Annotated in this window: 20 protein-coding genes; 2 read left to right on the forward strand and 18 right to left on the reverse strand. The window is 64.5% G+C overall.

Going from position 1 to position 21773, the window contains the following annotated elements:
• Positions 1-38: 38 nt before the first annotated feature.
• The 4 genes from D5041_RS04005 to D5041_RS04020 are packed head-to-tail and all read right to left on the reverse strand — an operon-like array spanning position 39 to position 4449.
• On the reverse strand, positions 39-803 hold the full coding sequence (locus D5041_RS04005) for an ABC transporter ATP-binding protein (protein WP_010104363.1): 765 nt from the start codon (positions 801-803) through the stop codon (positions 39-41).
• 20 nt (positions 804-823) lie between these two features.
• Positions 824-2347: a M81 family metallopeptidase gene (locus D5041_RS04010; protein ID WP_265283926.1), complete on the reverse strand. Its 1524-nt coding sequence runs from the start codon at positions 2345-2347 to the stop codon at positions 824-826.
• A complete protein-coding gene (locus D5041_RS04015) occupies positions 2344-3711 on the reverse strand; it encodes an aspartate aminotransferase family protein (protein ID WP_265283927.1) in 1368 nt (455 codons plus the stop codon). Before D5041_RS04015 ends, D5041_RS04010 begins: the two co-directional genes overlap by 4 nt.
• A gap of 36 nt (positions 3712-3747) precedes the next feature.
• On the reverse strand, positions 3748-4449 hold the full coding sequence (locus D5041_RS04020) for a transporter substrate-binding domain-containing protein (protein ID WP_265283928.1): 702 nt from the start codon (positions 4447-4449) through the stop codon (positions 3748-3750).
• Between the two features lie 61 nt (positions 4450-4510).
• Here D5041_RS04020 and D5041_RS04025 point away from each other — a divergent pair, with 61 nt between their 5' ends.
• Positions 4511-5848: an IS4 family transposase gene (locus D5041_RS04025; protein WP_265283929.1), complete on the forward strand. Its 1338-nt coding sequence runs from the start codon at positions 4511-4513 to the stop codon at positions 5846-5848.
• A 167-nt stretch (positions 5849-6015) separates the two neighbouring features.
• On the opposite strand, the gene D5041_RS04030 is transcribed toward D5041_RS04025, so the two are convergent.
• The 14 genes from D5041_RS04030 to D5041_RS04095 form a co-directional block, all read right to left on the reverse strand.
• Positions 6016-6747 carry an ABC transporter permease gene (locus D5041_RS04030; protein ID WP_407702246.1) on the reverse strand — a complete coding sequence of 244 codons (732 nt, stop codon included), beginning with the start codon at positions 6745-6747 and terminating at the stop codon, positions 6016-6018.
• On the reverse strand, positions 6747-7433 hold the full coding sequence (locus tag D5041_RS04035) for an ABC transporter permease (protein WP_029554000.1): 687 nt from the start codon (positions 7431-7433) through the stop codon (positions 6747-6749). The genes D5041_RS04030 and D5041_RS04035 overlap by 1 nt, the downstream gene beginning before the upstream one ends.
• Before the next feature lie 369 nt (positions 7434-7802).
• Entirely contained in the window at positions 7803-8336 is a 534-nt protein-coding gene (locus D5041_RS04040; RefSeq protein ID WP_265283931.1) for a GNAT family N-acetyltransferase, read from the reverse strand.
• Positions 8336-9106 carry a TetR/AcrR family transcriptional regulator gene (locus D5041_RS04045; RefSeq protein ID WP_265282324.1) on the reverse strand — a complete coding sequence of 257 codons (771 nt, stop codon included), beginning with the start codon at positions 9104-9106 and terminating at the stop codon, positions 8336-8338. Before D5041_RS04045 ends, D5041_RS04040 begins: the two co-directional genes overlap by 1 nt.
• Positions 9103-10044 carry an ABC transporter permease gene (locus D5041_RS04050; protein ID WP_265283932.1) on the reverse strand — a complete coding sequence of 314 codons (942 nt, stop codon included), beginning with the start codon at positions 10042-10044 and terminating at the stop codon, positions 9103-9105. The genes D5041_RS04045 and D5041_RS04050 overlap by 4 nt, the downstream gene beginning before the upstream one ends.
• Before the next feature lie 14 nt (positions 10045-10058).
• On the reverse strand, positions 10059-11561 hold the full coding sequence (locus tag D5041_RS04055) for a sugar ABC transporter ATP-binding protein (RefSeq protein WP_265283933.1): 1503 nt from the start codon (positions 11559-11561) through the stop codon (positions 10059-10061).
• 6 nt (positions 11562-11567) lie between these two features.
• Positions 11568-12533 (reverse strand): ABC transporter permease, encoded by a 966-nt coding sequence (locus D5041_RS04060; protein ID WP_265258211.1) that lies wholly within the window; start codon positions 12531-12533, stop codon positions 11568-11570.
• Positions 12533-13639 (reverse strand): sugar ABC transporter substrate-binding protein, encoded by a 1107-nt coding sequence (locus D5041_RS04065; RefSeq protein WP_265283934.1) that lies wholly within the window; start codon positions 13637-13639, stop codon positions 12533-12535. Before D5041_RS04065 ends, D5041_RS04060 begins: the two co-directional genes overlap by 1 nt.
• 125 nt (positions 13640-13764) lie before the next feature.
• The gene (locus tag D5041_RS04070) at positions 13765-15405 is read right to left on the reverse strand and encodes a GMC family oxidoreductase (protein WP_265282327.1); all 1641 of its coding nucleotides are present in this window, start codon (positions 15403-15405) and stop codon (positions 13765-13767) included.
• A 17-nt stretch (positions 15406-15422) separates the two neighbouring features.
• The gene (locus D5041_RS04075; protein WP_265258208.1) at positions 15423-16910 is read right to left on the reverse strand and encodes an aldehyde dehydrogenase family protein; all 1488 of its coding nucleotides are present in this window, start codon (positions 16908-16910) and stop codon (positions 15423-15425) included.
• A 21-nt stretch (positions 16911-16931) separates the two neighbouring features.
• Positions 16932-17687, reverse strand: a complete 756-nt coding sequence (locus D5041_RS04080) for an enoyl-CoA hydratase/isomerase family protein (RefSeq protein ID WP_265258207.1) — start codon at positions 17685-17687, stop codon at positions 16932-16934.
• A gap of 106 nt (positions 17688-17793) precedes the next feature.
• The gene (locus D5041_RS04085) at positions 17794-18603 is read right to left on the reverse strand and encodes a sugar phosphate isomerase/epimerase family protein (protein WP_236610612.1); all 810 of its coding nucleotides are present in this window, start codon (positions 18601-18603) and stop codon (positions 17794-17796) included.
• Positions 18604-18648: 45 nt separating this feature from the next.
• Complete coding sequence (locus D5041_RS04090; RefSeq protein ID WP_010100066.1) at positions 18649-19416, reverse strand: 3-ketoacyl-ACP reductase; 768 nt, start codon at positions 19414-19416, stop codon at positions 18649-18651.
• 4 nt (positions 19417-19420) lie between these two features.
• The gene (locus D5041_RS04095) at positions 19421-20554 is read right to left on the reverse strand and encodes an acyl-CoA dehydrogenase family protein (protein ID WP_010100065.1); all 1134 of its coding nucleotides are present in this window, start codon (positions 20552-20554) and stop codon (positions 19421-19423) included.
• A 290-nt stretch (positions 20555-20844) separates the two neighbouring features.
• Here D5041_RS04095 and D5041_RS04100 point away from each other — a divergent pair, with 290 nt between their 5' ends.
• A complete protein-coding gene (locus tag D5041_RS04100; RefSeq protein WP_010100064.1) occupies positions 20845-21762 on the forward strand; it encodes a tripartite tricarboxylate transporter substrate binding protein in 918 nt (305 codons plus the stop codon).
• Positions 21763-21773 lie beyond the last annotated feature (11 nt).

Here is a 21773-nt window from a genome sequence, read left to right on the forward strand (position 1 = left end):
CAGTCCGGGCTGAGGTCGGGCTGCCATGGCGGCAGCTCCTATTTGAGTGCACCAGACAGGAACTGTTGCAGGCGAACGCTTTGCGGGCTGGTCAATACGGTGGCAGGCAGTCCTTGTTCTTCGATTCTTCCTTGGTGCAGGAAGATCACCTGGCTGGATACATTGCGCGCAAACCCCATTTCATGCGTCACCACGATCATCGTGCGCCCTTCGCGGGCCAAGGCCTGCATGACCGCAAGCACTTCGGATACCAGTTCGGGGTCCAGTGCGCTGGTGGGTTCGTCGAACAACATCACGTCGGGCTCCATCGCCAGCACGCGTGCAATGGCCACACGCTGCTGCTGGCCACCCGACAGATGGGCGGGATAGTCTCGATCACGTTGGCCGACACCCACTTGGTCCAGATAATGGCGGGCACGCTCGACGGCTTGCCCGCGGGACAAGCCGAGGACATGCATGGGTGCTTCGATCACGTTCTCCAATACCGTCATGTGCGACCACAGATTGAAATTCTGGAACACCATGGCAAGGCGGGTGCGCATGCGCTGCAACTGCTTGGCGCAGCTGCAATCCAGATATCCATGGGCACGGCGCTGCAGTGTCAGCGCTTCACCACGGATGGAAATGCGGCCTTCGCTGGGTTTTTCCAGAAGGTTGATGCAGCGCAGCAAAGTGCTCTTGCCAGATCCGGAGGATCCGATCACGCTGATCACGTCGCCCTTTTCGGCAGACAGGTCAACGCCCTGGAGCACCGCGTGGGGACCGTAGGATTTATGCAAATTCTCGACGAGCAACTCAGCCATGGATTCGCCGCCAGGTGATTTCAGGAAAGCCGGTTGCGCGGGAGAAACCGGTAGGGCAGTTGGCGGAAGTCCAGCATGGCCGGGCCTGGAGCGTCAACGTTGATGATGCAGGCCAAGTGGCTGGCAAAGGCGGCCCGGAAATGGTTCTTCGCCTTGATGCACAGCAGGCGAACTTGCTGCAAGTCGATGCCATGCAGGCGGCACCAGGCCATGTCGTTGGGGGATTGGCAAGTCTCCGTCAACACGACCCGCAGCAATGGTTGTTCGATCCCACGCAGTACCGCGGTGCGTCCGATATGGCACGCCAAACCTTGCTCCATGGGACCGTCGTTGACGAAATCGCCGTTCGTGAGACGCTCCACCGCAGCGTCAAAGGCGACCGGGGCGCCGTACTCCGGCACGACACGCCCCCCAAGCCGGGCCTGCAAACGCGCACCGACACCCAGAGCATGGCATCGACCGACGAGCACCGGGTCATGAAAGAAGGCGAAGACCGTTTCCTGTCGAAGCGGGTGCGCCATCAATGCGGCAAACAAGCCGGTGGTGTCTCCGCTCCCTCCGGACAGCGGGTTGTCCGCGGGATCTGCAAGGGCAACACATCCCGCGTGCCGCTCCAGATAATCAAACGCCGCGCGCAAGCCCTCGGATGAATTGGGCAACGTGGGCACGAAATCGGCTCGCCGGGCGTGCAGTGCATCCACCATCTTCTGCGCCAACATCGCGGCATGCTGTTTTGCCGCATCAAAGCCGGAATGCTGCAGTGCATCGACGCAGACGGTGATGCTGGATGAGGTCCGGACAGTATCGGCGTAGCCGAAACCGCCAAAAGGCGTGACATCCAGTGCCTGCCGTCGTGCCACCATGGTGTGCGCCATGGTTTCGAGCGCGTGCATCGGGCCCGCCGCCGTGGCCATTGCGTGGCTGGGCAGGACCACCCCCGTACTCGCCACATGGCTGAGCGGGCGAATTTCTCCAAGCAAAGAGCGGTGCAGCAGATTCAGCGCGCGCTCTGCCGTCTCGTACATATCCACGTGCGGATAGGTTTTGTAGCCCACCACGATGTCAGCCAGATCGCCAAGCTGCGGGTCGTGGTTGGCATGCAAATCAAAGCTCAGCGCCAGCGGGATTTTCCCGCCAAGGCACTCGCGTACCCTTTTGACCAGAGCGTAATCGGCGTTATCGTTGTCCAGCGCAAGCATTGCGCCATGCAGAGACAGGTAGACCCCATCCAGGGGATGCAGTGCCTGCAACTGCTGCAATCCATGCACGATGTCATTCGCGATGGCGTCGTAGACACCGGTATCCAACGGCCCCCCCGGTGGGGCTGCGGCGCAGCGCAGCACATGCACCTGGTAGTCGGCTGCATGCGCATGCATCCAGTCCACGACCGCGCCCATTTCGATGCGGGTATTTTTGTAACAAGCGACCATGCTCGCCGCGTCATGCCATTCGCGGGCCTGGAAGTCCTTCAGCGTGGTGTGGCGTGGGCAAAAGGAATTGCCTTCAAACCAGAGCCGCGCCACCGTGATATGGCGCTTTTTCATACGCCTTGGGCGAGCACTTCGTCCAGGCTCTTGCGCAGCTTGTGCACCAGTTCGCCAATCTGCGCCTCGGTAATCACCAGCGGCGGGGCGAACACCAGACCATCGCCCACAGCGCGGGTGACCAGCCCATTGGCGAAGCAGTGGTTGCGCACCTTGGTGGCAAAGCCGCCCAGGGGATTGAACGCGGCGCGCCGGGTCTTGTCCGGGCTGAACACGACGCAGGCCATCAGGCCATGGCCGCGCACATGGCCGACCATCGGGTGGTCGAGCAGACGGGCCAGGGCGTTCTGGAAGCAGGGCCCCGTGCGCTCGCCTACCTGCTGGACCAGGCGCTCGCGCTCCATGATCTCAATGTTCTTCAGCGCGGCAGCGGCCGCAGCGGGGTGACCGCTGTAGGTGTAGCCATGGGGAAATCGACCGGGTTTGCTGCGCAGCACCTTGGCTACGCGCTCGCTGACGCCGCTCGCGGAAATCGGCAGGTAGCCAGAAGACAGACCCTTGGCCAGCGTCATCAGGTCGGGCTGGATGCCGAAAGTCTGCGCGCCGAACCACGCGCCGGTGCGGCCGAAGCCGGTGATTACCTCGTCGGCTACCAGCAGAATGTCGTACTTGCGGCAGATACGCTGTATTTCTGGCCAATAGGTCTTGGGCGCAACGATGACACCGCCCGCACCCTGGATGGGCTCAGCGAAAAAGGCAGCGATGTTCTCCGCACCGAGTTCCAGAACCTTGGCTTCCAGTGCCTGGGCGGTTTGCAGCCCATATTCATCCTCCGTCATGTCCTGTGCGCAGGCGTACCAATCCGGGTTGGCGATGTGGACGATGCCATCGATCGGGCACGCGGGGATGTCGTGCATGCTGGCCATACCCGTAAGGCTGGCTGCGGCAATGGTGCTGCCGTGATACGCATTGTTTCGGCTGATGATCACTTTGCGCTCGGGCCTGCCCAGCAACTGCCAGTAGGACTGTGCCAGGCGAATGTTGGTGTCGTTCGCCTCGGACCCGGAGTTGGAGAAAAAGAAGTAATCAATGCCCTCGGGGGTGAGCGTGGAAAGTTTGTGCGCGAGCTCCAGTGCGGCAGGCGTTGTGGTCTTGAAAAAAGTGTTGTAGAAGGGCAATTGGCGCATTTGTCGGGCCACGGCATCGACGATTTCTTCGCGGCCATAGCCCACGTTCACACACCACAGACCGGCCATGCCATCGAGCAGTTGCCTCCCTTCGCTGTCATAAATGTAGACGCCCTCAGCGCGTTCGATGACCATCGGCTTTTCGTTGGCCAGTTCCACATGGTCGGTAAAGGGATGCATATGGTGGTGCACGTCGAGAGATTGCCAGTTGGCGGTTCGGGAATGGGACGTTTGCATGGTGTGGGAGCCGGAAAGGGGCGGCGTAGCATCTGATTACGGGCGGATACTGACGGGAAAATACTGGTTGTTGATGGCGTCGTACTTGCCATTTTTGAGGATGTTGTCGAGCGCGGCATTGACCTTGTTCATTAACGCGGTATCCCCCTTGCGCAACGCAATACCAGCGCCCTCGCCCATGTATTTGGCATCTTTGAAGGCTTGGCCTTTGACCTCGAAGTTCTTGCCGTCGCGGGTCTTCAGCCAATCGAGCATCGGCAAGCGGGCGGCCAACACGGCGTCCAGACGGCCATTGTTCAGATCCAGGTTGTGGTCCGGCACGGCGGGGTAGGATTTGGCGGTCGCAGCCGGGAATTTTTCTTTCAGCATTTTTTCGTAGGCGGAAGCGGTCTGGACACCTATGGTCTTGCCCTTGAGTCCATCGCCGTCGATCGCCATCTCCTTGCCTTTGGGGCCGACGAACACGGCGTGTTCTTTATAGTAGGGTTTGCTGAACGCGACGACTGCCTTGCGCTTCTCAGTCATGGACACGCTGGAAACGATCATCTCGTACTTGTTGGAGATCAGCGCGGGAATGATCCCGTCCCATGTCTGAATGACGAAGCTGCATTTGACCTGCATCTCGTCGCACAAGGCGTTTGCAATATCTACGTCAAAGCCCTTGAGCTTGCCATTCTTGTCCACTTCGTTGAACGGAGCGTATTCACCTTCCACGCCAATCCGGAGGGTCTGCTGCATCTCGTTATACACAAGCCCCCTCGCATGAGCTATGCTACCTATTTCATAGCGAAAGTACACAATGATCTGGGCAGTCAAGGAATTCAAGAGCATGAACCTGGGGGACCCCAGACGCAAACAGCGTGCGATCCACCTGATCGAGAGCTTGAGCGCCAAGCCCACGGCCAGTATCCCCCAAGCCTGCGGCGATTGGGCCGACACCATCGGAGCCTACCGCTTCTTTGGCAATGAGGAGGTCCAGTGGGAAGACATCCTGGCGCCGCACATCGAAAACTCGGTGGCCCGCATGGCGGCGCACGAGCATGTTTTGTGCATCCAGGACACCACCGAACTGAACTTCAATGGGCAAGAGGCCAAGGGGTTGGGGCCACTGAGCTACGAGGCCCAGCGCGGCATGTACCTGCACCCCACGTACGCCATCTCCACCTCGCGCGAGCCGCTGGGTGTGCTCGATGCGTGGATGTGGGCACGACAGCCGCGCCAGAGCGATGGTAGCCGTCCTGGCGTCAGCGAAAGCCTGCGCTGGATAGAGGGCTACGAACGACTGGCCGAGATGGCCCCGCAGTTGCCCAATACACGACTGGTCTACGTGGCCGACCGCGAGGCTGACATCATGGCCCTGATGGTGCGAGCACGTGACTTGGGCGAGCCAGTGGACTGGTTGCTGCGCAGCAAACACAACCGAGTTCTCGGAGAAGACGACAAACTGTGGAGCCGGGTGACGGCGGGTGATTCGCAAGGGGAGATTCGTTTCACCCTTGCCTCGCGCCAGGGGTCGCGCCCTCGTGAAGTGGTACAGCAAGTGTGGGCGCAAGCGCTGGAGTTGCCCGATGGCCACGGCGGGTTTGTGCAGGCCACATGCATCGTTGCCCGGGAGGAGCCGCTGGCGAATGGCGAAAAGCCCATCGAGTGGAGATTGCTGACGAACTTGCCCGTGGAGACCCTGGAGCAAGCCGCGCGGATGATCGACTGGTACCGGGCGCGCTGGGAGATCGAAATGTTCTTTCATGTGCTCAAGAACGGTTGCCGGATTGAAGCCTTGCAGTTGGGCAGTGTCAGCAAGATAGAACGCGCGGTGGTGCTGTACATGGTGGTGGCCTGGCGCATTGCCCGGCTGATGCGACTGGGGCGTAGCTGCCCGCAACTGGATGCGCAACTGATGTTCGAGCCCGACGAATGGAAAGCGGCATACATCCTGAACAAGCAAGAGTTGCCCAAGGAGCCGCCCACGCTCAACGAGGTAGTGCGGCTGATTGCCAGACTGGGGGGCTTTCTTGCGCGAAAGCGCGATGGTGAGCCCGGAGTCAAGACCATCTGGCTGGGAATGCAGCGCATTCTTGACTTTGCCGCTGGCATCAGGTTCTGTCGCGAGCTTCAGGCTCAGGGGACTTATGTATAACGAAATGGGTCTGCTGCGCGTTTGCCACGCTGGCGCCCAGCCCCAGGGCCAGGCCCAGCAACATGCTTGCAATGGATTTCATGTGTTTTTTCATAGTGGATCGGGATTGAAAACAGGAGTGGAGCACGGGTATTCCTCGTTGAAATCCATAAAAGCATCGCCTCTGTTCAATGCACATCGCGCGGACGCATGGAGGCGAGCCAGTGTTTCTCCATATGGCGGAAGAGCCAAGTCAATGCGTAGGTCAACACCAGATAGAAGATACCGACAATCAGAAAGGGCTCAAAGGGGTTGTAAGTCTCGGCGTATATCTGTCGTGCAATGCCGGTCAGGTCGACCAGGGTCACCAGACTGGCCAGCGAGGTGGCGTGCATCAGCATGATGACTTCGTTACCATAGGCTGGCAGGGCACGCCGCAGGGCCGAAGGGATCACGATGCGGCGCAGCAATAACCAGTGGCTCATGCCCAGACTCTGCGCGGCTTCCACCTCGCCATAAGGCATGTTGCGGATTTGCCCGGCCAGTATCTCCGCGGTATAGGCGGCGGTATTCAGGGTGAACGCCAGAATTGCACAACCATGGGCTCCACGCAGGTAGGGCCAAGCCCAGCTCTCCCGAATCCACGGCCACTGTGCCAGCCCGTAGTACAGCATGAACAACTGGACCAGCAAGGGCGTGCCACGAAACAGATAGGTGTAGAACCAGACGCTGCGCGACAGCATCCAATGGGATGAGTTACGCGCCAACGCCAATGGCACGGCCAAGGCAAGGCCGATGAGCGCGGAGGCGGTCAGCAGTTCCAGTGTCAACAACAACCCCTGGCCCGTGCTGAACACTGCAGCAGCAGGACCACCACCCAGGAACATGGGGAGTTGTTCCGCGAGATTTTTGAGTTCCATCATGGGGCGATCCCTCGCACCCCACGCGAATAGCGCAGTTCCAGCAGCCGGAACAAGCCAATGGACACGCTGGTGATGAGCAAATAGACGACACAGACCACAAGGTACGCGCCGAAGGCGTCACGGGTTGCAGACTTGGCCATCGCCGCCCGGTGCATCAAATCGTTCAGACCAATGACCGAAACCAGTGCCGTGCTCTTGATGAGCACCATCCAGTTGTTGGAAAAGCCGGGCAACGCAAACCGGACCATTTGTGGCAGTGTGATGCGCCCGAATACGCGCAGCGGTGACATTCCGAGTGAAAGACCGGCCTCTATCTGCCCGCGTGGCACGGCCAGGATGGCCCCACGAAAAGTCTCCGTCATGTACGCACCGAAGATGAAGCCGATGGTGGTAATTCCGGCCATCATGGGATCAATCTCCACCGCTTGCCATCCCTTCGCAGCGCTGGTCTGGTTGATCAGGATTTGGGCACCGTAGAACAAGAATAACAGCCACACCAGCTCCGGCACACCCCGTACCAGTGTTGAATAGCTTGCAGCCAGAAAAGTCAGTGGCCGGGATCCCGATAATTTGCAAGCCGCACCCACGAGGCCCAAAACCACCGCCACGACCAGCGATCCCAGAGCGACCGCCATGGTCACCGCAGCACCCGCGGCGATATGGGGAACGTAATCAATCAACATGGACCCGGCCTTGGCGCCGTGGGCCATGCAATGTGCGCAAGGTTTTCCCTTCCCGTTTCGTTGGATGCGACAGGACACCCCATTGCGCCGCGGGTCGGAAAGCGGGCTCTTGCACCGCCGGTGCCGAGGGGCCCCCGCCAGTCGCCCTGCACGGCGGTCTGTTGTTTACGGAGAGTGCTCGGAGCCATGAAATTGCAGCATAAGGAGGCTCCACATGCTGAATGCCTGGGCAATGCATGTCAATGGCTTGAGCACCGAATACGGGTAACTACTTAGCTTCCGCATCGCCATGTACTGGGGTTTTGCACAATGAAATTCCTCCTGCGCGACAGGTTATTGCAGAAAAATCAGAAGCACATGGCATTCCAGTTAAGCCAGAAGCAGGGACGGATTGCGCCATATATAGCGCAGCTCAGGAACGCGGGACCCGTCCGGAGCATTCCAGACAGCCTGAGCGTCTTCGACGGCGCGCATGTGGCGATAGAAGCCAATGGCTGATGGGTTGGACGCGACGACCCACAGGTGCAGAGGACCTTCCGGATAATGCGCCAGCGACCAGCGGGCAATTTCCTGAAGAAGCCGGCGCCCGGCCCCCTGCCGCTTTTTTTCCGGATGCGTATGAAGGTTTTCCAGCAAAGTACCGGCATCAGCATCGTAAGCACCATAGGCACAGGCAAAGCCAACGAGATCACCATCAGCTTCCAGCAGGAGCACGTACTGACCCGTTGCCGGTGCACTCAAACGGAGTTGCCAGTCGTGCAAACGATCCAACGTGAGCTTTTCGTCAAGGTACTCATCCGTGAGGACGCCGCGGTATGTTTGACGCCAACTCCTTGCGTGCAATGCAGCGATGCCCACCGCATCCCCTGGAGTGGCTTCTCTGATATTTGCGGGGCAGCGCATCAGGCCTCGTCGGGACACGCAAGAACCATCCGCATGATGGTTTCGACGTTGAATTCGATGCGCGCCGCCAGTGCCTTGCGGCTGGTGAAGTTGAAGCCAAAGATAACGCTGCCGGTGTGGCGGTTGGTCAGATAGTAAAAGCCGATCGCGGCGATCGTGATGCACAGCTGCAGGGCGTCGATCCCGGAGCGGAACACGCCGGCCGCCTCACCGCGCTGCAGAATCTTCTCGACCGTTTCGACGTAGGCCTTCTGCAGCTTGCGCAATTCGCGGTTCCCGGTGATGTGCCGGGCCTGGTGCAGGTTCTCGCTGTTCACCAGGGTAATGAATTCGGGGTTGGCAAGGTAGTACTCCCAGGTGAACTCGACCAACTGCCGGATGGCCTCCTGCGGTGCCAGTGCGTCCAGGTTGAGTTGCATCTCCTGGCCGCGGATGCGGCTGTAAGCGTCCTCGATCACGGCGGTGAACAACTGCTCCTTGCTGCCGAAGTAGTGGTAGATCATGCGCTTGTTGGCGCCGGATGTTTCCGCGATCCTGTCAACGCGCGCGCCAGCCAGTCCGGCCCGTGAGAATTCAACCCGGGCGGCGTCGAGGATCAGTTGCTTCGTGTGCTCAGGGTTTCTGGCGCGGAACGGAAACTTGTCGCCCATTGCGGTCACCGGGTTGTTGCGAACGGGGGGAGATGGTAGCGTCTTTCGCCCCCGCAGTCGAAGATAACTATCCGGATGGTTTCGCCGTGGCGCGGTGCAGATTCCGGCGGCATGGCTCACTTCACGACGGCGAGCTTCGTGCGGTCGATCGTCAGCGCGATGGCCACGATGAGCACGCTGCCGAAAACGATCTGCTGCGCCGTGGCCGGCACCTCCAGGTACACCATTGCAGTCCTGATCACGGCCACGATGAGCGCACCGATGAAGGTATTGAGCACGCCACCGACCCCGCCCGTGAGCGGCGTGCCGCCCAGGAGGACGGCCACGATCGCCGGCAGCAGGAAGCCTTCGGCGATGTTCGGCGCGCCCCCCGCGAGCTTCACTGCGAAGAGCAGCCCGGCAAGGGCGGAGATCAGGCCGGCGAGCGCGTAGACGATGGTCTTGTAGTGGTCCACCCGCAGCCCGGACGCGCGCGCGGCGGGCTCGCCGGCGCCGATGGCCTTCAGCGCCCGTCCCAGCCGCGTGCGCCGCTCGACGAACAGCAGCACGAGCAGCAGCGCAGCCGCGATGAAGATCTCGTTCGGTACGCCTGCGGTGTTGCCGATGACCCAGCCGAACGTGGCGTCGCGCAGCTTCGCGTCCATGTAGACCGCCTGTTGGCCGGACGCGTACTGGCCCACCGAGATCGCCACGCCGCCGAGCGCCAGCGTGGCGATGAACGAGGGCAGTTTCAGCCGGGTCGTCGCATGGCCCGAGGCGAATCCCAGCGCCGCGCCCGCAAGGAGCACGCCCGGCGCCGACCAGACACCGAGCACGGGCAGCGAGAGCGTGAACAGCACGGTCGTCATGTTGGCGATGGACTGGGCCGACAGGTCGATTCCGCCGATGTAGATGACCGGCGTGATTCCGAGGGCCAGGACGAACAGCGTCGAGATGTCGGCCACCATTCCGATGAGGCTCGTCGGCGCGAGGAATCCCGGCTCGATCACGCCGACCGCCAGCGTCAGCAGCACCAGCGTGATCCAGGGAAAGTGCGGCCGAAGCCGGTCGAAGTGCATGGCTGCCACCCCCCTCAGGTCATGCAATGGACGAGGTCGAAGAGGCTGGGCTTGCGGCCCGGCCTGCAGTCGAAGCATTGGCGGATCTGTCCGTCCTTGAGCACGGCGATCGTGTGCGACAGGCCGATGGCCTCCTCGAGCGTGTCCGCCACGAGCAGCACGCCGCAGCCGTCGGCGCACAGCTCCCGGATGACTTCGTAGATGCTCTCCTTCGCGCCCACGTCAACGCCGCGCGTCGGATGGTCGAGCAAGATGATGTCGGAGCCCGCGCTGCGCCACTTGGCGATCACGACCTTCTGCTGATTGCCGCCGGAGAGCTTGCCGGCGCAGGCATCGACCGACGGCGTCTTGATCTCCAGGCGCCGGACCCAGTCCCGCGCGACGGCCCGTTCCAGCGCGCGCTTCATGACGCCGCCCACGCTGTACCGGGCCATGTGCGGGAGCGTCATGTTCTCGCACACCGACATGCCCGCGACGATGCCCTCGATCTTGCGTTCGCGCGGGACGTAGCCGACGCCGCGGGCCACGCCGTTCGCCGGCGTGAATCGGCGCACGGTCCTGCCCTTGATCTCCAGGCTGCCGCGATCGGGCCGCTCGAGCCCGAAGACGGTGCGCATGATCTGTTCGCCGCCGGCGCCCGGGGCCCCCACCAGGCTCAGTACCTCGCCGCGCCGCAGCTGGAAGGAGATGTTTTCGTATTTGCCTTTGCAGCCGAGGCCCTTCGCTTCGAGCAGCACGTCGGTGCCGCAGGGGCGCTGCTTTTCTTCCCGGTAGTATTCCTTGCTGATCTCGCGGCCGACCATCTTGCGCTGAATGCGCTCGGGCTCTGCGTCCTCGCGCGCAACGACGTCGACCACCGCGCCGTCCTTGAGGACATAGATTCGATCGGAGATGTCGATCACCTCGTCGATCCGGTGCGAAACGAAGATGAAGGCGGCGCGCGAGCGCAGTTCGCGCACCCGCTGGAAGAGCAACTGCACCTCGTCCTTGGACAGCACGGAGGTCGGCTCGTCGAGCAGGATGACGAGGTCTCCCGCGACCCGATCCCCGAGCGCCAGGACCTTGGCCAGTTCGACCATCTGGCGCTGCGCGAAGGACAGCCTGGAGGTCGTCGTGCGCGGGTCAACGGCCAGATGCACCTTCGCGAGCTGCTGCCTTGCGGCGGCCGCCATGCGCTTCCAGTGGATCACGCCAAAGCGCACGAAAGGCTGCTCAAAGCCCAGGTAGATGTTCTCCATCACCGACAGATTCGGGATCAGCGACTGCTCCTGAAACACCATGCCGATGCCCTTGTGCATCGCCTCGCGGGGGGTGTTGAAGCGCGCGGGCTCGCCGTTGACCAGCACGGCGCCGCCGTCGTGTGGGCAGGCGCCGTAGATCACCTTCATCAGCGTCGATTTGCCTGCGCCGTTCTCGCCGATCAGGCCGACCACCTCGCCCGTCCGGACGCTGAAGTCGATGCCCTTGAGCGCGTGCACGCCGGGGAACGTTTTTTCAAGTTTGCGCAACTCAAGCATGGCGGTTCACTTCACCAGCGCAGAGGACTTGCGATTCGTCGAGAGCACGACCGCGGCGATGATCAGCACGCCGAGCACACCGTCCTGAATGAAATGGGGCAGACCCAGCACCACCATGCCGTTGACGATCACGTTCACGATCAGCACGCCGGCGACGGTGTTCCACACGCCGCCGTTGCCGCCCATCAGCGAGGTGCCGCCGACTGCCACGGACGTGATGCCCAGGAACATGTAGTTCGACCCCGTCAGCGATTCGGCCATGCCGCCCCGGGCCACGGCGAAAATGGCGCCGAGCGCGTAGAACACGCCGGCCAGCGCGAATCCCAGCACGCGCACGCGGCGCACGTCGAGCCCGCAGGAATGCGCGATTTCCTCGCCGCCTCCGAGCGCGTAAAAGTTGCGCCCCAGGGTCGTGTTGCGCTGAATGAACCAGGCGATCAGCACCAGCCCGATGGCGGCGTACACCATCAGTGGAAAACCGCAGATGCGTTGGAACAGCAGTGCGCGGAACACCCCGTCATTGACTCTGACGATGGCGCCGCCCGTGAGCAACACCGACAGCCCCATGCCCACGAAGCCGATGGCCAGGCTGGCCATGAAGGAAGGAATCCTGAGCTTCACGTGCACCAGGCCATTCACCAGTCCGATCGCGGCACCGGCGAGCAGCGCCACCGGAATCGCGAGCAGCCCCCCGCCAAGGAGTTCCCCGCCCCAGGCGTTGAAGGCGATGGCGAACAGCACGGCCGTCGTCGATAGCGTGCCCTCCATGGACAGGTCGATCGAGCCCATGATGATGACGAAGCCCACGCCGAGCGCCACCATCAGTGCGGGAGTGGACGCGATCGCGATGCGTCCCAGGTTGCTGCGCGAGAGGAAGTCCGGATGCGCCGCAGAAAAGGCCGCCAGCAACGTGAGGAGCACGAGCGCGGGCGCCCAGCGCAGCAGCAGCTCCGTTCGATGCGCCGCGGACATCACGGCTTTGCGGCGTACATGATCTGGCCACGGCCGGGGGCCCAGAAGTCCTTCCAGTCGTACTTGGGCGTTCCCGAGATGTATTTCTTCTTGAACCCGGCAGCATCCCTTTGCGTCACCAGGATGGTCGGGCCGTAGAACTCGCGGTGCGCCCGGGGTTCCGCGGACGGTTTGAAGCTACCGATGGCGGCGTGGTAGGCCAGCGCAGCGGTGATTCCGCCGCCCCAATGCGGGTTCGTGAAGCAGGTGGCGAGCAGCTCGCCCCTGAGCATGAGCTCGGTCGCTTCGGGGGTGCCGTCGTAGGCGACGACCGGCAGCTTGCGCCCCTCGGCCCTGAGCGCCTCCAGCACGCCGTAGGCCATGGAGTCGTTGGCACAGAAGACGCCGGTGATCTTGCTGCCGAAGCGCGTGAAGAAGCCCTGCATCACCTGGTGCGCCTTCTGCGTGGCCCAATCCGCCGGCTGGTAGTCCAGCAGTCGGATTCCGGGGAAGTCCTGGAGGGCCCTCATCACGCCCCGGTGGCGTTCGATTGCGGGATTATTCGCCGCGATGCCGCCAACGCCGACGATGGCCCCCTTGCCGCCCATTGCCTGGAACAAGATGCGCGCGGTCTGCTCTGCGGGGCCTTCGTCCGACCAGGTCATGTGCGAGACCCAGTTGTCGCCGAAGTCCCAGGGGTGCAGATCGTCGGGCTTGTTCCAGACGGTCGCCACATGGCCGCCCGCCCGCTGTACCGCCTCGACCACCGGGCGGCAGTTCGGCGCATCGTTTGCGTCGCAGGCGATCGCCACTTTTCCGCCAGTCTTGGACAGCAGGGCCTTGATGTCCGCAAGCGACTTCTCCGAGCTGCCATTGTTCAGAAGGTGCAGCAACGCGGACTTCTTGTGGCCGTTGTCCTCCAGGAAGGACTCCGCGCCCGACACGACGGCGTGCCAATAGGGGTTGCTGCGGTCGCGGTAGCTCCAGGCCAGCGTGGGTTCGCTCCGGGCGAACGCGGACACGAGGCCCGTTCCCGCAGCGGCTCCGACGAGGCCGTGGGCACCGGCAAGAATGAGCTCCCGGCGCCGGGCGGTCTCTTGCGCGACGAAGCGCTTGATGAAAGGCATGGACATCCTCCAGATTCGCCAGGTCCCCAACTGCGCATGGGTCTGCGTTGCGGCGTTGCGGCCCGTGCCCGGACCGCGTTGTGAACCAGTCAGTTATTTACTGTATTTCAAGAACCAAATGGTTACTACAGGGTTAACGCCGATTGGCCCTGCATGGCTGCGGCGGCAAGGGACCTGGGCGCAGCGCGGCCGCGCACGAGCTCGGCGGCCTTCTCGCCGATCATGATGGACGGCGCATTGGTGTTCGAGCTCACGAGGCGGGGCATGATCGAGCTGTCGCAGATGCGCAGGCCGCAGATGCCGCGCACGCGCAACTGCGGATCGACCACCGATTGCGCGTCCCCTCCCATGCGGCAGGTTCCGACCGGGTGGTACGAGGTGCGGCCGTACTGGCGCGCGTACTGTTCCAGGTCCGCCCGCGTGCGCACTCCGCCGCCGGGAAAATGTTCCTGCCGCAGGTACTTCGCGAACGCCGACTGGGCCATGATCTCGCGGCTTTGCCGGACCCCTTCGACCGAGGTTCCGAGGTCGTAGGGGTCGGCCAGAAAGTTCGGGTCCACGATGGGCAGATCGCGCGGGTCGGCGCTGCGCAGCGTCACGCGGCCCCGGGAACGCGGGCGCAGCGCGTACGAATTCAGGGTCACGCCCGAGCCCGACCCGATCTTCGGAACGCCCTCCTCCACGCCCACGCCGACGAGGAAGTGGAATTGCAGGTCGGGCGTTGCGGCCGCCCTGTCCGCGTACCAGAACGCACCGCCTTCGACGATGTTCGAGGCCACCGGCCCCTTTTTGAACATGGCGTACTCGATCCCTGCCCAGGCCTTCCAGTGCGCTTTGGCGTATTTGTCGAAGCCGTGCGAACCGCTGAGTTCGTAGACGACGTCGATGCCGAAGTGGTCGTGCAGGTTGCGCCCGACCTCGGGCAGGTCCGCGACCACCGCCACGCCGGCTGCACGCAGTTCGTCTGCGGGGCCCAGCCCGGACAGCAGCATGAGCCGGGGGGAGCCGATCGCGCCGGACGTGAGCAGCACTTCCCGCTCGGCGCGCAGCACCACGGGGCGTCCGGCCACGATCATTTCCACGCCGATCGCGCGGCCCTTCTCGATCACGATGCGCTGGATCTGGACACCGGTGCGCACGCGCAGGTTGGCGCGGCCGCGGGCCGGTCGCAGGTAGCCCGTCGCAGCCGAGCAGCGGCGCGCGCCGCGAACCGTCGTCTGGTAGGCGCCGGCGCCGGCCTGCGACGGGCCGTTGAAGTCCGCGTTGTAGGGCATTCCCATCTGCTGGCAGGACTGCACGAAGACCCGGGTCAGCGCATCCGCGCAGGGCGTGGAAACACCCAGTGGCCCGCCCACGCCGTGCCATGCGCCGGCGAGCATGTCGTTGTCTTCCGCGCGGATGAAATGCGGCAGCACGTCCTTGAAGGACCAGCCTGCGCAGCCGAACGCACGCTCCCACGCGTCGTAATCCTGCGGGCAGCCCCGGGTGAAGACCTGCGCATTGATCGAGCCCCCGCCGCCCAGCACCTTCGCCTGCGCGTAGGCGATCTCGCGGCCCAGCGCGTGCCGTTGCGGCGCGGTCTTCAGGCCCCAGGTCAGGGGGCCGGCCGTCATCCTGTAGAAGCCCACGGGCAGATGGATGTACGGATTGCTGTCCGCAGGCCCGGCCTCCAGCAGCAGGACCTGGAGCGCGGCGTCCTCCGACAACCGCGCAGCGAGCGCGCAACCGGCGGACCCTGCGCCCACCACGATGTAGTCGTATGCCATGGGCAGGCTCCTCGGGCTCAAGCGATCCAGTGCGTGCGCGCTTGCAGGTGGATGTGCGCCGTTTTGACCTCGGTGTATTCCTCGATTCCCGAAAGTCCTGCCTCGCGCCCCAGCCCCGATTGCTTCATCCCGCCCAGCGGCGTCTCCGGACCGTTGTCCAGCGTGGTGTTCACCCAGACGCGGCCGGCTCTGACCTGGCGCGTGGCGCGCAGCGCCTGCGAGAGGTCCTTCGTCCAGATCGACGCCGCCAGGCCGAACGCGCTGTCGTTTGCGATCGCGATGGCCTCCTCGTAGCCGTCGAAGGGGACGACGGCGAGCACGGGCCCGAAGATCTCCTCGCGCAGCAGCGGCGTTGCGGGCCGCACGTTCGTCAGCAGCGTGGGTTGCACGAAGTAGCCGGCGTGGTCGCCGGTGCGCGCGCCGCCGCATACGACGTGCGCACCCATTCTCACGCCCTCCTGCACGTAGCCCAGCACCTTGTGCATGTGGGCCTCGTCGAACAACGCGCCCACCTGGGTCTGCGCGTCCAGCGGGTCGCCCACGCGGATGCGGCGCATCTTCTGCGCGAGCTTTGCGGTGAAGGCCTCGGCGATCGAGCGCTGCACCACCAGGCGGCTGCCGCCGACACAGCATTGCCCCGCGTTGAACGCCATGCCGAAGGCCACGCCGTCGGCTGCATCGTCCAGGTCGGCGTCGGCAAAAACGATGTGCGGATTTTTCCCACCGAGTTCGAGGCCGAGCTTCTTGATGTTGCCGGCCGAGGCCTCGATCGCCTTGCGACCGGTCGTGGTCGATCCGGTGACGGACAGCATGTCGATCCGGTCGCTGTCGAGCAAGGGCTGCCCGACCACGGGCCCTCTGCCGGTCACGACATTCACCACGCCGGGCGGGATACCCGCCGCGTGCAGGAGCGCGCAGAGTTTCAGCGTGGAGCCGCTGGTGGCCTCCGAGGGTTTCACGACCGCCGTGCACCCCGCAGCCAGGATGAAGGGCAAGCGCTCCGCGAGGATGAAGAAGGGGAAGTTCCACGGCGTGATGACGCCCACGACGCCGATCGGCTCGCGCAGCACGATGGCCAATACGCGATCGCCGAGGTTGTTGTACGCCTCGCCCCGCATCACCCGCGCCGCGCCGGCGGCAAAGCGCCAGACGTCCACCGCGCCGCGAATCTCGCCGATGGCCTGGGTGATCGGCTTGCCGGTTTCCAGGCATTCGATCAGGCCCAGCTCCTGCGCGTGGCGCTCGATGAGGTCCGCGACCTTGAAGAGCCGGGCAGCGCGCGCGCCCGCGCTCAGGCTCGGCCAGGGTCCGTTGTCGAAAGCCTCGCGCGCTGCGGCGATGGCCGCTTGCGCGTCCTCACCGACGCCGGACGGCCACTGCGCGACGGCCGCGCCGTGGCCCGGGCTGTGGCGCGTCATCATCTGGCCCGACGCGCCGTCCGTGAACTGGCCGCCGATGTACATCTGAAATCTGCGGGGTGCTGCGGGCAGGGAAAACGGGTTCATGCTGCTTGGCTCCTGTCGTTGTCAAAAGACCGCTGCCGTCTTGTTGTAGAAGGCCCGAATGCCGATCTCGGCGTCGGGGCTGCCCCTGAGGGCCAACGTGGCGGCCGGGTAGAAGGCTGCGGGGTCCTGCGCGCCGACGATGGCCGCTTTGGCCAGCGCTGCGGCGCGGGGCGAGACGCGGGTTAAGCGATCGACCAGCGCCTGCAGGTCGCGCTCGAAGGACTCGGTGGCGCATGCGCTGTTGACCAGCCCCCAGGCCTGCGCCGTGCCAGCGTCGATCTCGCCGGCCGTGAGCACCGCTTCCAGCGCGCGGCCCCTTCCGACCAGCCGCGCCAGGCGCGGTCCGCCGTGCCAGCCGGGGATGGCGCCGAGCGTCAGTTCCGGGAAGCGAAAGCGCGCCGCGCGGCTCGCGACGCGCAGGTCGGCGCACAGCGCCAGTTCCAGCCCGCCACCAAAGCACAGGCCCTCGATGGCCGCGACCGTTGGACAGCGCAGCGACTCGAAGCGATCGAAGAGGGCGTTGCCGTAGCCGATCCAGTCGCGCGCGAATTCCTCCGGCCGCATGGGCGCCCATTCCCGGATGTCGGCGCCGGACGAGAAAGCGCCGCCACGCTGCCCGCGCAGGACGAGGGCGCGCACACGCTCGTCGCCGTGCGCGTGCGCGAGCTGGGCGTCGAGCTGCGCCAGCATGTCCCGGTCGAGCGCATTTGCCTTGCCGGGGTTCGAGAGTTCCAGCGTGAGCACGTGCGTGCTGCGCTGAACGATGATCTGGCCCATGGATTCCTCCTGCGCTCAAGCGTCCGCGCCGTGCAGGACATGCGGCGCGCGTGCGCCGCGGGTGTCAGGAGGCGGTAGTCGGGGCATTTCTCCTCCTCGGCGGGGATCAGACAAGCGTGTCCATGCGCGCACTGCAGGTGCGCAGGACTTCGTCGGGGTCGCGCTTCCACCAGACGTCCCTGGAGAAGATCTCGACTTCCACCGGGCCGCCGAAGCCGCCTTGCTCGACCAGGCGCCGTATGCGGCCAAGCTCGATCACGCCGTCGCCCATCATTCCCCGGTCCAGCAGCGGATCCTTCGTCTCGCGCATCCAATCGCAGACGTGCAGCGCCAGCACGCGGCCGGCGGCCCGGCCGAGCGCCGCTTCGAGTTCCGGGTCCCACCACACGTGGTAGGCGTCCACGGCGATGCCGAAGAGGCCCTCGTGGGCCGGGTCCAGGCGCTCGCACCAGCGCCGCGCCTGTTCGACTGTGTTGAGCAGACTGCGGTTCGCCGTGTAGACCGGATGCAGCGGCTCCAGCGCAATCGCCACGCCGGTGGCGCGCAGCGTCGGAACCAGCGCCGCGAGGCCTTCGAGGATCTGCTCGCGGCAAGCGGAAAGGTTCTTCGAATTCGGCGCCAGACCGCCGACCACTGCCACCACGAAGGGCGCGCCGAGCACGGCCGCGACTTCGACCGCGCGCCGGTTCGACGCGATCGCCGCGCGCGCGCCCGCCGCATCGTCGGCTGCGAAATAGTCGGTCCGGCAATAGCCCCCCAGCTTCAGTCCCGCAGCGCGGATGGCCTGCGCGGCGCGTTCCGGATGCGCTTCGTCGATCTCCTGGCGCCAGGGGGTGATGCGGCCGAAACCTGCCGCCGCAACGCGCCGGGCCGTGCGCTCGATGGGTTCGCGGAAACCCAGGGTCGCGGTGTTCATGCAGCGCAGATCCGGCCGGCCGGAGAGAACACGCATGGCTTTGCCCTAAAAACGCTGGATCAGCAGACCACCATCGACACGCACCTCCTGCGCCACCGTATACGGCAGCAGGCCGGCGGCCATGGTCCGGATGACGCGGGCCACGTCCTCGGGCAGGCCCCAGCGTGCCTGCGCGGTCATTCCCTGGGCGATCAAGCCGTCGTACCGGGCCTTCGACGGCGCCGTCATCCCGGTCAGGATGAGACCGGGCTGTACCTCGTAGACGCCGATGCCCTCCGGCGCCAGACGCAGCGCGTAGAGCCGCGCCGCCATGTGCAGCGCGCTCTTGGACATGCAGTACTCGCCGCGCTCCACGCTCGCCGCGACGGCGTTCGACGAGGTCACGAAGATCACGCTCCGGGGCGCTCCCGCAGGCGCGCCGCAAGCCAGCATGCGGCGCGCGACCGCCTGCGTGAGGAAGAAGGTGCCCCGCGTGTTCACGCCAAAGCAGCGGTCGTAGCTTTCCTCGCCGACCTCGAGCAGGTCCCCGCGCTCCAGCACGGACACGCCGGCGTTGTTCACCAGGCAATGCACGTCGCCGAACTGGCGCTGAACCGAATCGAGGAAGGGCGCATGGGCGCTCCTGTCGCGAATGTCCAGGTCGAAGGCCTTGCAGCGTCGGCCCAGGGCCTCGACGTCCGCGATCAGCGCGTCGAAATGCTGCGCGTCGCGCCAGGCCACGGCCGCGACGTCGAAGCCCTCTTCGGCCAGGGCGAGGGCACTGGCACGGCCAATGCCGCGGGAGGCCCCCGTCACGATGGCAGTGCGGCGCATGGCTTCACCCGTGCAGAAGTTTGCGCGCGATGATGATGCGCTGGACCTGATTCGTTCCCTCGTAGATCTGGGTGATCTTCGCGTCGCGGTACAGGCGCTCGACCTCGTAGCCGCGGATGTAGCCGCTGCCGCCGAAGATCTGGACCGCGTTCGACGCATGGGCCACGGCCGCGTCGGCGGCGAAGCACTTCGCCATGGAGGCGGCCGCCGTGGCGTCCGCCCCGGCGTCGAGCAAGCCGGCTGCCGACCGGGCGAGCAGGCGCGCGGCCTGGGTATCCTTCGCCATGTCCGCGAGCATGAACTGGATGCCCTGGAATTGCGCGATCGCCTGGCCGAACTGCTGGCGCAGCTTCGCCTGCTCCACCGAGGCCTCGAGCGCCGCCTGAAGGATTCCGACGGCCAGCGAAGCGATGCCGACCCGCCCCTTTTCGAGCACGCTCATCATCATGTGAAAGCCCCGGCCCGCCGTGCCCAGCAGCGCATCGGCGGGGAGTTCCACGTTCTCGAAGTGCAGCTCTCCCACCTGCGAAGAGCGCTGTCCCAGCTTGTGCTCCGCGGGGCCGCGCGCTACGCCGGGCCGGGTGCAGTCGACGATGAAGATTCCCATGCCGCGCTTGCCGGCCTGCGGATCCGTGCGCGCGAGCACAAAGGCAACGTCCGCAACCGGCGCGTTGTGAATCCAGAGCTTGGAGCCGCTCAGCGCCCAGCCGGCGCCACGCCGGACGGCCACGGTCTTGACGCCGGACATGTCGGAGCCTGCGCCGGCCTCGGTAATGCAATAGGCCGCGCGTTGCTCGGCGCGGATGATCGGTCCGATCCACTGCGCCTTCTGGGCCGCGCTGCCGTGCGTGCACAGGAGCGTGGTCACGAGTTCGACCAGCCCGCATTGATCGGCAATGGACGCGTAGCCGCGGCTGAGCTCCTCCATCACGATGCTGTAGGCCAGCGCATCGAGACCGGCTCCGCCGTCGGTTTGCGGCACCGTGATGCCGAAGAGGCCGTTCTCGCCCATCGCCTTGTAGATGTCCCCGGCGAAGACCTCTTCCCGGTCCAGGCGTTCGGCGTCGGGGCGGATTTGCTCGTTGGCGAAGCGGCGCGCCATGTCGGCCACCTGCTGGTGCTCTGTCGAAAGTTCCACCGTGTCTCCTCCGGGTGCTGGGGATTTCCCCATTCAAGTATCTAACCGGTTATTGGAATCATGATGCAGCGGAGAAAAATGGTCAAGCCCCCAAGACGATCCCGACCTGTGGACCCGTCAAAACATGCCCGTGCACGCAGCGCAGCCAAGGGATAAGCACCTACATCTTTCGATAGCGGTGTGTCTACCATTCAGTTACTACAGATGAACGCGGAATTCCAATGCACACTTTCGCTTGCGCAGCAGCCCCTATCCTCATGGTCCTTGGTCGCGCATTACCCGGTGTCGCCATGCTCCTCACAGTCCAGGCCAGCTTGGCCGCGGACTACCCGAGTCGTCCGGTGGAGATCGTGGTTCCCTGGGCTGTGGGCGGCAGCAGCGACGCAGTGGCGCGCGCCTTTGCCGACGCGGCCACGCGGCACACGGGCCAGTCATTCGTCATCGTGAATCGACCCGGTGCCTCAGGCTCCATCGGGCACAGGGAAGGTGCCTCAGCGCGACCCGACGGCTACAAGCTCACGCTGGTGACCCCGGAAGTTTCGCTGGCCTCTCTTCAGGGCATCGGAAAAACCCGGTGGCAAGATTTCAACTACGTGGCGCGCATCAACGCCGACCCCATCGCGCTGATCGTGAAGGCTGAATCGCCATGGAGCACACTCGAACAGTTCCTGGACCATGCCCGAGTCCATCCTGGAGAGGTGGCGATCTCGAACTCCGGCATTGGCGCGGCCTACCATCTCGCAGCCATCGCGGTTGAAAACCGGACCGGCCTGTCCTTCAACAACGTCCCCTACATCGGAGCCGGCCCGGCGGTCGTCGGATTGCTGGCTGGACAGGTTGACGCGACCCTTGCGACGACCGGCGAGGTCGGGGCGCACGTCAAGGGCGGCAAGCTGCGCATGCTCGCGGTCATGGCGGAGCAACGCCCCAGGGACTTCGATCAGGTCCCTACCTTTCGCGAGCGCGGCATCGATTTGCAGCTGGGCACATGGCGCGCTTTGGCGGTTCCGAAGGCCACGCCTGCCGAGATCGTGGCCAGCTTGAAGCGCCTGACCGACAAGGTCAACCAGGATAGCGGCTACCGCGACTTTTTCGCGCGTCAGTATCTCGGGCGCATGAACGAGGATGGAGACCGGTTCCGGTTGACCCTCGAACGCGAACATGCGTTCTACGCGGATACCGTCAGAAAGCTGGGACTCGGCAAGTAGCCGGCCCTGGT

Source organism: Verminephrobacter aporrectodeae subsp. tuberculatae (assembly GCF_026127385.1).
GTDB classification, from domain to species: Bacteria; Pseudomonadota; Gammaproteobacteria; order Burkholderiales; family Burkholderiaceae_C; genus Acidovorax; species Acidovorax aporrectodeae.

Coding starts and splice junctions, on each gene's coding strand:
- D5041_RS04030 (WP_407702246.1), bottom strand. CDS start 6,747: ATGGAACTCAAAAATCTCGCGGAACAACTCCCCATGTTCCTGGGTGGT.
- D5041_RS04090 (WP_010100066.1), bottom strand. CDS start 19,416: ATGCGCCGCACTGCCATCGTGACGGGGGCCTCCCGCGGCATTGGCCGT.
- D5041_RS04065 (WP_265283934.1), bottom strand. CDS start 13,639: ATGCCTTTCATCAAGCGCTTCGTCGCGCAAGAGACCGCCCGGCGCCGG.
- D5041_RS04085 (WP_236610612.1), bottom strand. CDS start 18,603: ATGAACACCGCGACCCTGGGTTTCCGCGAACCCATCGAGCGCACGGCC.
- D5041_RS04050 (WP_265283932.1), bottom strand. CDS start 10,044: ATGCACTTCGACCGGCTTCGGCCGCACTTTCCCTGGATCACGCTGGTG.
- D5041_RS04010 (WP_265283926.1), bottom strand. CDS start 2,347: ATGAAAAAGCGCCATATCACGGTGGCGCGGCTCTGGTTTGAAGGCAAT.
- D5041_RS04055 (WP_265283933.1), bottom strand. CDS start 11,561: ATGCTTGAGTTGCGCAAACTTGAAAAAACGTTCCCCGGCGTGCACGCG.
- D5041_RS04070 (WP_265282327.1), bottom strand. CDS start 15,405: ATGGCATACGACTACATCGTGGTGGGCGCAGGGTCCGCCGGTTGCGCG.
- D5041_RS04080 (WP_265258207.1), bottom strand. CDS start 17,687: ATGGGCCAGATCATCGTTCAGCGCAGCACGCACGTGCTCACGCTGGAA.
- D5041_RS04005 (WP_010104363.1), bottom strand. CDS start 803: ATGGCTGAGTTGCTCGTCGAGAATTTGCATAAATCCTACGGTCCCCAC.
- D5041_RS04035 (WP_029554000.1), bottom strand. CDS start 7,433: ATGTTGATTGATTACGTTCCCCATATCGCCGCGGGTGCTGCGGTGACC.
- D5041_RS04025 (WP_265283929.1), top strand. CDS start 4,511: ATGATCTGGGCAGTCAAGGAATTCAAGAGCATGAACCTGGGGGACCCC.
- D5041_RS04075 (WP_265258208.1), bottom strand. CDS start 16,910: ATGAACCCGTTTTCCCTGCCCGCAGCACCCCGCAGATTTCAGATGTAC.
- D5041_RS04040 (WP_265283931.1), bottom strand. CDS start 8,336: ATGCGCTGCCCCGCAAATATCAGAGAAGCCACTCCAGGGGATGCGGTG.
- D5041_RS04015 (WP_265283927.1), bottom strand. CDS start 3,711: ATGCAAACGTCCCATTCCCGAACCGCCAACTGGCAATCTCTCGACGTG.
- D5041_RS04060 (WP_265258211.1), bottom strand. CDS start 12,533: ATGTCCGCGGCGCATCGAACGGAGCTGCTGCTGCGCTGGGCGCCCGCG.
- D5041_RS04100 (WP_010100064.1), top strand. CDS start 20,845: ATGCTCCTCACAGTCCAGGCCAGCTTGGCCGCGGACTACCCGAGTCGT.
- D5041_RS04020 (WP_265283928.1), bottom strand. CDS start 4,449: ATGCAGCAGACCCTCCGGATTGGCGTGGAAGGTGAATACGCTCCGTTC.